The sequence below is a fragment of the Flavisolibacter ginsengisoli DSM 18119 genome (assembly GCF_900129295.1).
GTDB lineage: Bacteria > Bacteroidota > Bacteroidia > Chitinophagales > Chitinophagaceae > Flavisolibacter > Flavisolibacter ginsengisoli.
Window position 1 is genome coordinate 26,608 of sequence record NZ_FQUU01000016.1, and the last position, 13,157, is coordinate 39,764.

At 38.8% G+C, this 13,157-nt stretch carries 13 protein-coding genes and 1 tRNA gene; 3 read left to right on the top strand and 11 right to left on the bottom strand.

From position 1 onward, the window contains the following. Position 1 precedes the first annotated feature (1 nt). From BUA53_RS16240 to BUA53_RS16280, 9 genes are read right to left on the bottom strand one after another with little or no spacing between them, the layout of a single operon-like run. Positions 2-1,072 carry a M20 family metallo-hydrolase gene (locus BUA53_RS16240; RefSeq protein WP_072836454.1) on the bottom strand — a complete coding sequence of 357 codons (1,071 nt, stop codon included), beginning with the start codon at positions 1,070-1,072 and terminating at the stop codon, positions 2-4. After that, positions 1,065-1,850 carry an acetylglutamate kinase gene (argB, locus tag BUA53_RS16245; RefSeq protein WP_072836455.1) on the bottom strand — a complete coding sequence of 262 codons (786 nt, stop codon included), beginning with the start codon at positions 1,848-1,850 and terminating at the stop codon, positions 1,065-1,067. Before argB ends, BUA53_RS16240 begins: the two co-directional genes overlap by 8 nt. Before the next feature lie 5 nt (positions 1,851-1,855). Then, the gene (locus BUA53_RS16250; protein ID WP_072836456.1) at positions 1,856-2,809 is read right to left on the bottom strand and encodes a Rossmann-fold NAD(P)-binding domain-containing protein; all 954 of its coding nucleotides are present in this window, start codon (positions 2,807-2,809) and stop codon (positions 1,856-1,858) included. Positions 2,810-2,863: 54 nt separating this feature from the next. Further along, positions 2,864-4,039 carry an aspartate aminotransferase family protein gene (locus BUA53_RS16255; protein WP_072836457.1) on the bottom strand — a complete coding sequence of 392 codons (1,176 nt, stop codon included), beginning with the start codon at positions 4,037-4,039 and terminating at the stop codon, positions 2,864-2,866. Beyond that, positions 4,036-4,839 carry a pyrroline-5-carboxylate reductase gene (proC, locus tag BUA53_RS16260; RefSeq protein ID WP_072836458.1) on the bottom strand — a complete coding sequence of 268 codons (804 nt, stop codon included), beginning with the start codon at positions 4,837-4,839 and terminating at the stop codon, positions 4,036-4,038. The genes BUA53_RS16255 and proC overlap by 4 nt, the downstream gene beginning before the upstream one ends. Positions 4,840-4,848: 9 nt before the next feature. Next, positions 4,849-5,826 (bottom strand): N-acetyl-gamma-glutamyl-phosphate reductase, encoded by a 978-nt coding sequence (argC, locus tag BUA53_RS16265; protein WP_072836459.1) that lies wholly within the window; start codon positions 5,824-5,826, stop codon positions 4,849-4,851. Positions 5,827-5,828: 2 nt separating this feature from the next. Further along, a complete protein-coding gene (locus BUA53_RS16270) occupies positions 5,829-6,176 on the bottom strand; it encodes a cupin domain-containing protein (RefSeq protein ID WP_072836460.1) in 348 nt (115 codons plus the stop codon). Then, a complete protein-coding gene (gene argG, locus BUA53_RS16275) occupies positions 6,176-7,414 on the bottom strand; it encodes an argininosuccinate synthase (RefSeq protein WP_072836461.1) in 1,239 nt (412 codons plus the stop codon). The genes BUA53_RS16270 and argG overlap by 1 nt, the downstream gene beginning before the upstream one ends. A gap of 15 nt (positions 7,415-7,429) precedes the next feature. Continuing rightward, positions 7,430-8,143: a GNAT family N-acetyltransferase gene (locus tag BUA53_RS16280; protein ID WP_072836462.1), complete on the bottom strand. Its 714-nt coding sequence runs from the start codon at positions 8,141-8,143 to the stop codon at positions 7,430-7,432. Between the two features lie 449 nt (positions 8,144-8,592). On the opposite strand from BUA53_RS16280, the gene BUA53_RS16285 reads away from it, so the two are divergent. Continuing rightward, entirely contained in the window at positions 8,593-8,865 is a 273-nt protein-coding gene (locus tag BUA53_RS16285; RefSeq protein WP_072836463.1) for a hypothetical protein, read from the top strand. 34 nt (positions 8,866-8,899) lie between these two features. Here BUA53_RS16285 and BUA53_RS16290 read toward each other — a convergent pair. Continuing rightward, positions 8,900-8,970: transfer RNA gene (locus BUA53_RS16290), tRNA-Gln, on the bottom strand. 184 nt (positions 8,971-9,154) lie between these two features. Here BUA53_RS16290 and BUA53_RS16295 point away from each other — a divergent pair. Both BUA53_RS16295 and BUA53_RS16300 read left to right on the top strand, forming a co-directional pair. Continuing rightward, the gene (locus BUA53_RS16295) at positions 9,155-10,447 is read left to right on the top strand and encodes an aminotransferase class V-fold PLP-dependent enzyme (RefSeq protein ID WP_072836464.1); all 1,293 of its coding nucleotides are present in this window, start codon (positions 9,155-9,157) and stop codon (positions 10,445-10,447) included. 14 nt (positions 10,448-10,461) lie between these two features. Next, entirely contained in the window at positions 10,462-11,820 is a 1,359-nt protein-coding gene (locus BUA53_RS16300) for an APC family permease (protein ID WP_072836465.1), read from the top strand. Here the strand turns inward: BUA53_RS16300 and tyrS are convergent. Next, the gene (gene tyrS, locus BUA53_RS16305; protein WP_072836466.1) at positions 11,817-13,094 is read right to left on the bottom strand and encodes a tyrosine--tRNA ligase; all 1,278 of its coding nucleotides are present in this window, start codon (positions 13,092-13,094) and stop codon (positions 11,817-11,819) included. The genes BUA53_RS16300 and tyrS overlap by 4 nt on opposite strands. Positions 13,095-13,157: the final 63 nt, after the last annotated feature.

Sequence of the window (13,157 nt, forward strand, 5' to 3'; positions counted from 1 at the left end):
ACTACAATATTTCAGATAAAACCTGGATGTAAATATCAATTCCATTTTTAATTTCCTCAACATAGATATATTCATCTGCCATGTGGCTCCTGGCTGAATCCCCTGGGCCTATTTTAAGAGCTGGAAAAGACATCAAAGCTTTATCTGAAGTTGTTGGAGAACCATAGTACGTTAACCCTAAAGAAATTCCTGAACGCACAAGGGGATGTTGAAGAGGTATAATTGAAGACCTTATGCGGAGGCTCCTTGGAGATACATCACTATTGATATTATCTTTAATAGTTTCAACTACTTCTTCCAGAGTATATTGTTCATTAACCCGAACATCGATGACAAATTTGCATTGTGCAGGAACCACATTGTGGGCTTTGTTATCTGTTTCAATAACAGTTACACTCATTTTTACAGCGCCGAGGAGATCAGATACTTTTTCAAAATGATGATTGGAAATCCATTCAATATCCTTCACTGCCTTATAGATTGCATTTTCTCCTTCATTTCTCGCAGCATGGCCTGCCTTGCCCATGGCTGTACAATCTAAAACAACTAATCCCTTTTCTGCTATTGCCATTTGCATTAATGTAGGTTCTCCTACAATGGCACAATCAATGGGTGGAAGAAATTTTAATGCATTTTCGATGCCTCCCGCACCAGATATTTCTTCTTCTGCTGTAGCTGCATAAGCCAGGTTGTATTGAAGGGAATCATTTTCATAATAGTGCAGGAAAGTCATCATCAGTGCTACAAGGCAACCACCTGCATCATTACTGCCAAGTCCGTATAATTTTCCATCTTCTATTTTTCCATCAAAGGGATCGCGGGTGTAATTGCTATTTGGCCTTACAGTATCATGATGTGAATTAAGAAGAATGGTTGGTTTGGAACTATCAAAAAATTTGTTTAAGGCCAAAACATTATTTCCAACCCTGGTGACCTGAACACCCTTGCCTGACAAAAACTTAGTTATTTCGCTGGCTGTCTGCCATTCATCTTTACTGAAAGAAGGTAATGTAATTAAATGACGAAGAAGAGCTATAGCTTCCTGTTTTAGTATTTCAGTTTCGTTATTCATTAATTATAGTTGTACCCTGGTTCCCGGCAATTAACTGTTCAAGTTGATCGGCCTGCCCAATAATTACTTTTGTAACTCCACTATCCAATGCTACGAAAGCATTGTCAAGTTTTGGAAGCATGCCTGCAAAGACCAGGTTTTTGTCTTTAAGTTCACTATAATAGCCAGGTGTTAAGAACCTGATAACTGTTTCATTATCGTTGGCATCCAATAAGACACCGGCTTTTTCGAATGAATAGATCAGTGATACATCATAATGAGCAGCTAGTCCTTTGGCTATTTCCTGGGCTATAGTATCTGCATTTGTATTCAATAGCTGGCCATTTTTGTCATGTGTTATAGGCGCCATAACAATGCTTATATCCTGGCTAAGTAAATTTTTAAATAAGGGTACATTTATAATGTCTATATCGCCAACAAAGCCATAATCCACGTTCGGATGATTTCTTTTATGCGCCTGGATGGCATTCCCATCGGCTCCGCATAATCCAATGGAATTGCATCCATGTGATTGTAATCGGGCCACTATATTTTTATTAATATAACCTGCATAGACCATAGTGACCACCTTAAGTGTATCAGCATCCGTTATTCTACGACCATCCACAAGTTGTTGAGGAATTTCAAGTTGGGAGGCCAATTTTGTTGCCAGTTTCCCCCCTCCATGCACGAGTATTTTTTTGCCTGGTGTGGATGCAAACGATTTTAAAAAGGAGGATAAAGAAGCCTCATTATCAATGATATTACCACCTATCTTTATTACAGATAAAGTTTCCAATAGTATTAATTTGATCTAAGTATCTCATTTAAAACAGCCTGGGCTGCCCAAACCCTGTTTGATGCTTCCCTGGTTATGATACTGTTGGGACCATCAAGAATTTCATCACTTAATTCAACATTTCTTCTTACCGGCAAACAATGCATTACTTTGGCATTGTTCGTTAGCTTAAGTTTATCATTCGTAAGCATCCAGGATGGATCTGTGGACAGAACCTGTCCATAATCCTGGTAAGCACTCCAGTTCTTTACATAGATGTAATCCGCCTCTTTTAAAGCTTCATTTTGGTCATGAACTATATTGGCCCCATTGGTGAATTGCTCAGCTAATTCATATCCATTAGGATGTGTGATCACAAATTCAGCTTCTCCCCAGGCATTGATCCATTGAGCAAAACTATTGGCAACACACTGAGGTAAGGGCTTAACATGGGGTGCCCAGGTCAGCACGATCTTAGGTCTTCTTGTTTCCCTGAACGTTTCTTTAATGGTAATAACATCTGTGAGGCTTTGCAAGGGGTGGAGTGTAGCGCTCTCAAGGCTCACTATGGGTATGCCAGCATATTTAATGAATTGCTGGATGTATTGTTCACTGTAGTCTTCTTCACGGCTTTTGAGGGTAGGGAAGGTGCGTATAGCCAGGATATCAAAATAATTACCCATGATGGGTGCAGCATCTTTTACATGTTCAACAGTGCTGCCATTCATGATGGCGCCCTCCTCAAATTCAAGTGACCAACCTTCTGAACCCACATTGAAGACGATTGCTTCCATACCCAGGTTTTGTGCAGCAATCTGTGTGCTCAAACGGGTGCGCATACTGGGATTTAGGAAAAGACATCCTATCCTTTTATTAACTCCTATGGTTTTATCTTTAAACGGGTCAGCCTTATAAAGCAATGCTTTTTCAACAATGGCATTTATATCTTTTACATCATGTGCGGAAATGAACTGTTTCAATTTAAATAGGGTTATATGTGTTGTTCTATGTCTTCTTTAATTAAATTTTTTTATTCAGGCTGACACTTCATCCACCGGAATATTTTGTTCACTCCGCAATTCATTAATTGCTTCCTGGAGTGCGTCAAGGAATTCATCCATTTGTTTGCGTGTTATAGTTAATGCCGGTAATAAGCGGATGACATTTGGTTTAGCCTCCCCCGTAAAAACATTGTGATGTAATAACAGGTTTTTGCGAAGATCTTTTAAACCTAATGGAACATCAAACCCTATCATTAATCCTAAACCCCGAACATTTTCAATACCGTCAATTTTCCTTAATTTATTAATAAGGTACTGGCCACGCTGTTTTGATTTCTCTACCAGGTCCTCTTCTTCCATTACCTCCAGTACAGCAAGGCCTGCAGCGCAAGCCAGGTGATTTCCTCCGAAGGTGGTACCTAACATTCCATATTTTGGTTTGATATGCGAAGCAATTAAAATGCCGCCAATGGGAAAGCCATTTCCCATTCCTTTTGCCATAGTATAAATATCTGCGTTGATCCCAGCATGATCAAAAGCGAAAAACTTTCCGCTTCTGCCATAACCACATTGCACTTCATCAGCAATGAGTATAACTCCGTTTTCATCGCATAACTTCCGAAGCAATTGCAAAAACCCTGGGGAAGCTAACGTAATTCCACCTACACCTTGTACTGCTTCAATAATCACTGCTGCTACTTCAGTGCCGTTAGTTTGAAAATATTCTTTTAACGCCGCTTCATCATTGAATGGCAGGAATACTACATTTTCAGTTTCATTGACAGGAGCAATGATCGATGGATTATCGGTTGCAGCTACAGCTAAAGACGTTCTGCCATGGAAAGCTTTTTTAAAGGCAATTATCTTTTTACGACCTGTATGAAAAGAAGCCAGCTTCAATGCATTTTCATTGGCCTCAGCACCGCTGTTAACAAGAAAAAGTTGGTAGTCTTCTTTTCCGCTAAGTTTTGATAGTTTCTTTGCGAGTTCTTTTTGAATAGGAATTTGAACAGAATTTGAATAGAAGGCGATCTTATTTAGCTGTTCTTCAATTCTCTTTACCCAATGCTGATTGGAATGTCCAATACTAATTACAGCATGGCCCCCATACATATCCAGGTATTGTACTCCGTTTTCATCCCATACATAAGAATCTTTTGCTCTTTCTATGGTGATATCATTGATAGGGTAAACATCGAAAAGTTTCATGATTGTTTGTATAAATTATTAGCAATATTGGATGAGAGTTTGATTCCCTTAATAAGCGCTGAACTTAATCCCTGGTGTTCCATTTCATTTAACCCTGCAATTGTGCAACCCTTTGGAGAGGTCACTTTATCAATTTCCTGCTCAGGGTGAGTTTTGTTGGCTATGAGCAGCTTTGCTGCGCCAAATGCTGTTTGTGCAGCTATTGTAAGTGCATCATGTGCATGAAACCCTATTTCTACGCCACCCTGAGAAGCCGCCCTGATGGTGCGTAGGAAAAATGCTATACCACATGCACATAAAGCCGTGGCAGCACTCATAAGGTCCTCATTAATTACTATACACTGTCCCATTGTATTAAACAGATCCTGCACCAGAGATATATCTTTCTCTGTAGCATTCACAGCTGAAAGGCAGGTCATACTTTCTCTTACCTTCATAGCTGTGTTAGGCATAGCCCTGACAATTCGTATATTTTCTCCTAATTTTTCACGGAACACCTGAGTATGTGCCCCTGTAACAACTGAAACAACCAATTGAGTTTTTAGATTAATGGCAGGCCTGATCTGAGCCAGGGCTTCATCTAATTGTTGTGGCAGCACACAGATGAAGATGGCATCAGCGTCCTGAATAGCTTTGGCATTATCAGTTTCTGCCTTAAAGCCTTTACCGGCTATACTTTCCAGGGCAGCAAGATTGCGACGGGTGATAGTAATATCAGCGGGCTCACATGCCAAGGAATTGATCAATCCTTCAGTCAGAGCCATTCCAATATTTCCTCCTCCAATGATAGATGCTTTCATATTATAACATTAAAATGCTGTTGCCTTTAGGGCTAACCCTTCTTTTTCATTCATGCCAAACATTAAGTTGAAGTTCTGAACAGCCTGGCCTGATGCCCCTTTTAATAAATTATCAATTGCCGAATGGACTACCAGTTTGGTCCCCACTTTTTCTAATTGTATAATACACTTATTTGTATTAACCACTTGTTTTAAAGTAATCTCCTGCCTGCTTACTATGGTAAAAGATTGATCTTTATAAAAATCCTGGTAAAGGTCAAATAACTGTTGATGATCCCACTGGCAATTGATCATGGAGCTTATAAAAATACCCCTTGTAAAATCACCCCGCCAGGGAACAAAATTAATTTCAGGGGCTTGGGCACCTAATTGATCCAGGGATTGATTGATCTCTTTTAAATGCTGATGTGTTAATGTTTTATAAGCCTGGATGTTATTAGCTCTCCAGCTAAAATGAGAGGTAGAAGAAAGGCCCTGTCCTGCACCTGTGGAACCGGTAATGCCAGTACTATGCACTTCATTTAGTATACCTGCTGCTGCCAGGGGTAGCAATCCTAACTGTATAGCTGTTGCAAAGCAGCCTGGATTAGCGATGTTTTGGGCAGTGGTGATCTTATCTTTATTTAACTCCGGAAGGCCGTATATGAATTTCCTAGACTGGAAATTAGAATTGGAATCTAATCGAAAGTCCTGTGAAAGGTCTATAATTTTTATATGGGCAGGTACCTCATTGGCCTCAAGAAATTTCTTTGCTTCACCATGACCCACGCATAAAAAAAGAGCATCCACATCATTTGATAATTGACCTGAAAAAATAAGGTCAATATCGCCAACAAGGTCATGATGAACAGAGGTTACGGGCTTGCCTGCATTACTGCGGCTATGAATATAAGAAAGCGTAACTCCGGGATGGTTTATCAGGAGTCGTATAAGTTCACCTCCTGTGTAGCCAGCACCTCCAATAATGCCGATCTTTATATTTTTCATGTTCAAATGCAATTTATCCTATCCATTATAGTTGAGGGATTGGAACAAAGTAAAAACTCAACATCCCCTGATCCATTATTTTTAATGCAATGTTTTTTCCCTGCTTCAATATGAATTCCTTCTCCCGGATTGAGTTCTATTGTTTCGCCTTCAACAAGAAGATTTGCTGTGCCCTTAAGGATATAAAAGAATTGTTGTGCCTCCTTGTGATAGTGAAGTTGTTCCAAAGTGCCTGGTGGCATTCTCTCCTGTTTAATGGAAAGGTTCTTATTATCAACCAAATTCCATCCATCACATTCAGCGCCCCATTTATAATGTTTTAAGGGATAATATTTTGAAATGGCATGCATTATTTATTTGATTCCTGTACCTGGTGGTAGATTGAGGTTTGATTGCCAAATATCTTACTGAATCCTCTTACATCCTCACCTGTAAATCCTGTGTTCATTTCGCCATACTTTCCGAACTTACTGCTCATGAGATCATACGCTGAATTAATGCCTATAACCTGGAATCTATATGGTAGAAGCTGAACAAAAACCTCACCTGTTACATTTTCCTGCGAGTTTTGGAAAAAAGCTTCAATATCCCTCATCACAGGATCAAGGATCTGGCCCTCGTGTAGCCAATTGCCGTAAAATAAGGCCAACTGATCTTTCCAGTTTAGTTGCCATTTGGTCAACACGTGCTTCTCAAGAGCATGATGTGATTTTAAAATGATCATTGGAGCAGCAGCTTCAAAACCTACACGTCCTTTTATACCTATAATAGTATCTCCGACATGTATATCTCTTCCAATACCGTAAGCGCCTGCAATAGCTTGGAGTTGTTGAATTGCCTCGGCAGGGTGAGCAAAAGACTGGTCGTTAATAGCAATCAGTTCCCCCTTATTAAAATGCAATTTTATCTCTTCATCGCCGGTTTTTGAAACATGGGTTGGCCAGGCTTCTTCAGGCAACATTCCTTTAGAAGATAAAGTCTCTTTTCCTCCTACACTGGTGCCCCATAACCCTTTGTTTATGGAATACACAGCCTTAGCAAAATTCATTTCTACTCCCTTGAATTTCAAATAATCTATCTCTTCTTCCCGGCTTAATTTAAGGTCCCGTATTGGTGTTATTATCTCAACCCCGGGGATCATAATATGAAAGATCATATCAAAGCGTACCTGGTCGTTTCCAGCTCCTGTACTTCCATGGGCAACAGCTTTAGCGCCCATTGCTTTTGCATGTTCAGCTATATGCAGCGCCTGTACCAACCTTTCAGCACTTACACTTAAAGGATATGTATTATTCTTAAGAACATTTCCAAATACGAGGTATTTAATGATCCTGTCATAATAGCTTTTCACAGCATCAATAGTCGTATGAGATTTTACACCTAGTTTATAGGCATGTGCTTCTATATCTTTTAATTCTTCTTCAGTGAAGCCACCAGTATTAACTATAATACTATGAACTTCATAACCTTGCTCATCGGTTAAATATTTTACACAAAAAGAAGTATCTAAACCTCCGCTAAATCCTAGAATTATTTTTTCGCCTTTCCTTTCCTGGGAACCTTTTAAAGAATCAATTTTTGAAACCATTGCTATTGAAAGAATTTAGAAGTGGAAAAAGTTAAATAGGCTCATTTTGAGTTTCCTATTTGTATTACGGTCAGAATTGTTCTTTTCAATACCGCGTAATCTTTTTAGAAATTTGCTTTGCTTGATCTTGAGTAATCTTTCATACACCTTACTTTTCTTTTCAAAATGCTCACTCGTTTCCTGTGGCTGGTAATGATCTTTTGGATCGTAAAGCATGGCAGTACAAAGGCAGTTTTTGCGTTCTTTACTCATTAGAATATCATAATTGACGCAACTTTTGCATCCTGCCCAGAATTTTTCATCCTGCGTGAGTTCAGAATAAGTAACAGGTTCGTAGCCAAGATCGCTATTGATCTTCATTACAGCCAGGCCTGTTGTGAGCCCAAAGATCTTTGCTTCCGGGTATTTTTCACGGCTGAGTTTAAAAATGCGTTCTTTAATAGCTTTAGCCACACCACTTTTGCGAAAGTCAGGGGATACAATTAACCCGGAGTTAGCCACATACTCACCTTCCCAGGTTTCTATATAACAAAACCCAACCCATGTACCCTCGTTAGTGACAGCTATTACAGCCTTGCCCTCTTCAATTTTCTGTGAAATATATTCTGGTGATCTTTTAGCTATACCTGTACCACGGGCTTTTGCCGAAGACTCCATTTCATTTGTAATGGTTTCGGCATATTTTTTATCTTCTGGTGTTGCCACCCTAATGACAATATTCTGTTCCAATTTGTAAAAAGAATTGTTGTAAGTAGTTGGATAACCAATCCTGTACCAATAAACTTGGGAGATTTCACTGATAGGGGCCTTGGTTAATGGCTCGTCCTATCAGCAACCAGGTCGTCGTCTTGAGAGGTAGCGAAAAATATCAAAACATACATCATACATGCGGGTAGAAATGCGCGCATGAAAGATATAATGCTTGTTATGTATGTTGTTGCTCATTTATGTGGGAAATGCAAATCTATATTTAATTCTGGTTTATTTTCAATAATAATCTCTAAATAGTACACATTTTTAAGGTAGACATTACTAAAAAAGCTTCGGGAAAATATCAGATTGCTAAACCAAAACGCCTGATCTTGCTATAGGAACTGGTATTTTTTCTAAATTCCTGATAACCGGGCATGATATTTTCAATTAAGATTTTATGAATATTTTATTATAATTCCCCATTTATGATCACCTACCAGGAATATTTGTCTCTACATGAAGATATACAAACACAGCTATTATCTGTAGATGGCGTATGCCTGGACCTTGTTAGGAATTGCAGGAATATTACTGTGGAATTGTATTCATTATACCAGTTTTACGTGGAGATCTTCTTTGATAAAGCCACGGAGGAGCCGTTGTATTTAAAAGCCTTCAATAAACTAGAATTACTCGATCCCTATCTTGACCAGGTGGATATTGCCGAACTAAAAGGAATAAGAGAAGGAGGATATTAATAAATTAAAAAACCGGTCGAAGACCGGTTTTTTGTTGAGCTACTAGGATTCGAACCTAGACAGACAGAACCAAAATCTGTAGTGCTACCGTTACACCATAGCTCAAACTCAACCTATATTGATATTGCGATCAAAAAGGAGTGCAAAAATAAAGGCACAGGCAAGATGAACCAAATTTTTTAAGAGATTCCTACTATTTACCTGCTATTTGATTATAAATAGTCTACAGATAATATTTTGCATGCCATCCTCACAGAAAAGAAAATAACTACATTTATGAAAAACCATTATGCCATTTGACCGCCGCAATTTTATACAGAAAGCCGGTATAGCCACTGCAACAGCTTTTTTTAGTACCCTGGTTCAGCCATCATGGAGTAGAAACCTGGAAAGGGCCATAAGAAATAGTGAAAACCTGACTGCAGATGAATTGGCAAATGAAGAAGAGTTTTGGTATTATATACAGCAGTCCTTCACAGTTTCCCCTTCAATCATTAATTTAAATAATGGGGGAGTATCACCAGCGCCAAAAACAGTGCAGGATGCAATGAAAAGGTACTATGATTACTGTAATGAAGCCCCGAGTTATTATATGTGGCGGGTTCTGGACCAGGGAAGAGAAACTTTAAGAGGTAACCTGGCAAAAATGGCCGGATGCTCTTCCGATGAAATTGCTATAAACCGTAATTCCTCGGAAGGATTAGAAACTGTCATTTTTGGTTTGCCCCTTAAGCAGGGAGACGAGGTAGTGGTGGCTAAACAGGATTATCCGAATGTAGTTAATGCATGGAAACAAAGAGAACTAAGAGACGGAATAAAGATCAATTGGGTAAACCTGGAATTGCCAACAGAGGACAAAAGCTATTTAGTGAAGCAATATATAAATGCTTTTACCTCCAAAACGAAGGCTGTAAACATTACCCATATAATAAATTGGAATGGCCAGATTATACCTGTAAAGGAAATAGCGCAGGAAGCACATAAAAGAAATATTGATGTATTGGTAGACGGTGCCCACAGCTTTGCTCATTTTGACTTCAGGATTCCCGACCTGGATGCTGATTATTTTGCAACAAGCCTGCATAAATGGCTTTATGCTCCAATAGGTAGCGGTATGCTATACGTGAAAAAGGAAAAGATCAAAAATCTTTATCCCATGTTTGCAGGGGATAATCCTTTAAAAGACGATATAAGGAAATTTGAAAATCTTGGCACCCGCCCATTTTATATTGAGCAAGCTATTGGTAAAGCTTTAGAATTTCATGACATGATAGGTAGTGAAAGGAAAGAAAAAAGGTTGCATTACCTTAAGAATTATTGGATGGATAAGGTAAAAGATATTCCAAATGTGAAAATTCATACTTCACTACATCCAAAATGGGGATGTGCTATTGGCCTTGTTTCTATAGAAGGGAAAAAACCGTCTGAGCTAGATAACTTTCTTTTTAGTAATTACAAAATTCATACTACTTCGATAGAATGGGAAAATATTAAGGGTGTTCGCATAACACCTAATGTTTATACAACTACTAAAAACCTGGATGTCCTGGTTAATGGTATAGCCAATTTTGCAAAGGTTTAGGTGATACCTGCTTCATGTCACATAACTTAAAACGTAAGATCACGCTTTTACAGGCCACTTCCATCAATATGATTGACATGGTTGGGATTGGGCCTTTTGTTGTGATACCCCTGGTTATTGGATATTTCAATAGCCCTTTATTTTTATATGCCTGGATATTTGGGGCTGTGATTGCTTACCTCGATGGTATGATCTGGAGTGAACTGGGAGCATCTTTTCCCCTGGCTGGCGGAAGCTATAATTTTCTCAGGGAGGCGTATGGCAGGAGAGGAGGAAAATTAATGAGCTTTTTGTTCGTTTGGCAAACATCAATCCAGGCGCCCCTGGTAGTAGCTTCAGGCTCCATAGGATTTGCGCAGTATGTGAAATACCTTGTACCCCTAAATCTGTATGAAGAAAAGTTGGTTTCAGTGGTCGTTATAGTTTTCCTTGTGTTATTATTATACAGGAAAATAGAAACTATTGGAAAGCTTTCGGTATTACTTTGGGTAGGTGTGATGATTACTATTGTTTGGATCATTGCCGGCGGTTTTACGCACAAGCAGATACCCTATAATTTTTGGCCAAACGATACCAGCGAGTTCTTTAAGGCAGCATTCTGGATTGCTCTTGGACAAGGTAGTGTGAAAACTATTTATAGCTACCTGGGTTACTATAATGTTTGCCACCTGGGAGGAGAAATTGTAAGACCGGAAAAAAATATTCCAAGAAGTATTTTTATTTCAATTACTGGCATAGCTATTTTATACCTTGCTATGAATATAAGTATTGTTGGTGTAGTTCCATGGCAGGAAGCAAAAAACTATTCATTTATTGTCAGCGTATTCATTGAAAGAATTTATGGAATTGGAGCCGCCAGAATTGCCACAGCTCTTGTATTATGGGTTGCTTTTGCATCTCTGTTCGCTGTGCTGTTGGGATATTCCAGGGTTCCATACGCTGCAGCACTCGATAACAATTTTTTCAAACCATTTGCCAAACTACACCCTACAAAGGAATTCCCTTATATTTCACTACTCTATATTGCCGGACTGGGAATTATTTTCTCATTAAGTTTTTCACTGAAAGGAGTGATAAGTGCCATATTAGCTATGCGTATCCTTGTTCAATTTATTGCCCAATCCATTGCCGTAGTTTTACTTAGAAGGAGAAATAAAGCAAAGGTGTTGCCTTTCAGCATGTGGGTTTATCCACTTCCTGTGATTACCTCTATTTTGATATGGCTATTCGTGTTTTTTTCTACTGGTTGGTTTGCCCTTTGGGGCATATTAATAGCTCTTGCAGGGGTAATAGCTTTTTTTATCAAGGAGCACTTTGAAAAAAAAGCCATTCTATTAATAAAAAAGGAGGAGAGAAGTTCAACTACTTTCTAATGAACCACTAGCAGGTAATAATTCTTTTTTCCCTTTTGGATCAACAGGTATTTATGATGAAGTAGCTGCGATGCATCAACCATATGTGTAACCCCTGGCACCTTATGCCGGTTGATACTTACTCCTCCATTCTGTATCATTTTTCTTGCCTCTCCCTTACTTGGAAAAACATTGGTTTCTGAAAGAAGTGTAATGACATCTATACCATTTCCCAATTTCTCTTTGTCGTAAGAAATGTTGATAATCCCTTTCATTCCTTGCAAATCTTCTGCACTTAAAGATTCTGCAGAAGCATTTTGTTGGGTAAATAGTTTTTGAGTGGTATCAATAGCTTTTTTATATTCCTCATTGCCATGTACAAATATGGTAAGTTCTTCTGCAAGTTTCCTTTGCAGCACACGGGCTGAAGGATCGGATTGATGTTCAGTGATAAGTTCATCAATAACTTCTTTAGGCAAAAAGGTGAATATTTTTATCCACTTTTCAGCATCATTATCAGCCGCATTTAACCAAAACTGGTAAAACTGGTAGGGAGTGGTTTTGGTTGGATCAAGCCATATATTTCCTTGTTCTGTTTTTCCAAATTTCCCGCCATCAGCTTTTTTTATTAATGGGCAGGTAAAGGCGAACGCTTCACCACCTATCTTACGACGAATTAATTCTATACCCGTAGTAATATTTCCCCATTGGTCACTGCCGCCCATCTGCAGTTTACAATTGTTGTTCTTATACAGCCAATAAAAATCATAGCCCTGGATCAATTGATAAGTAAATTCAGTAAAGCTTATGCCAGTTTCGCTATCTATTCTTTTTCGAACGCTTTCCTTACTCATCATATAATTAACCGTAATATGTTTACCGGCATCTCTTATGAATTCTAAAAAATTCATTTCCTTGAACCAATCGTAATTATTAACCATTTCTGCAGCATTAGGTTTACCTGGTGTAAAGTCAAGAAACTTCATTAACTGGTTTTTTACGCCTTCCTGGTTTCTCTTTAATTCTTCTTCACTTAACAGGTTCCTTTCCTGGCTTTTACCTGTGGGATCACCAATCATACCAGTGGCCCCACCAACTAACGCAATAGGTTTATGGCCAGCCTTTTGCATATGTACTAAAATTAATATAGGAACCAGGCTGCCAATGTGTAGAGAATCGGCTGTAGGGTCAAATCCTATATAACCAGCGGTCATTTCCTTGTTTAATTGCTCTTCAGTACCTGGCACAATATCCTGAATGAGGCCGCGCCAGCGCAGTTCCGGGATCAAATTCATTTTTTGTTGGCTTTGAGCAGCAAAAGTAGGTAGCAAAAAACAATTTCCTTTTAACACCTTCGT